The following is a 265-nucleotide window of genomic DNA, read 5'->3' on the forward strand; positions in this document are numbered from 1 at the left end:
TAAAGATGGAAAAGCAACAATTTCAGATTTATCAGTAGGAAAATATAAGCTAGTAGAGGTAGAAAGCTTACCAGGATATAAAAAACTAGCGAAGCCAGTATCATTCGAAATCAAAAAAGGTATGATAGAAGTCTTATCATTAAAAGTAGAGAATGAACAGTTAGATAAAGGCTCAGTAGAAATTACAAAAGTGGACAAAGAAAGTGGCGCGTTATTAGAAGGCGTAACATTCGAAGTGCAAGATGAAAAAGGCAAAGTAGTAACG

At 34.0% G+C, this 265-nt stretch carries 1 protein-coding gene; it reads left to right on the forward strand.

Features of this window, described 5'->3' with window-relative positions; translation table 11 throughout:
* The coding region (locus MR160_RS34370; protein ID WP_242299258.1) for an MSCRAMM family protein at positions 1–265 on the forward strand (265 nt) is incomplete at both ends.

It is taken from the genome of Bacillus cereus group sp. BfR-BA-01382 (assembly GCF_022663475.1).
GTDB lineage: Bacteria > Bacillota > Bacilli > Bacillales > Bacillaceae_G > Bacillus_A > Bacillus_A thuringiensis_S.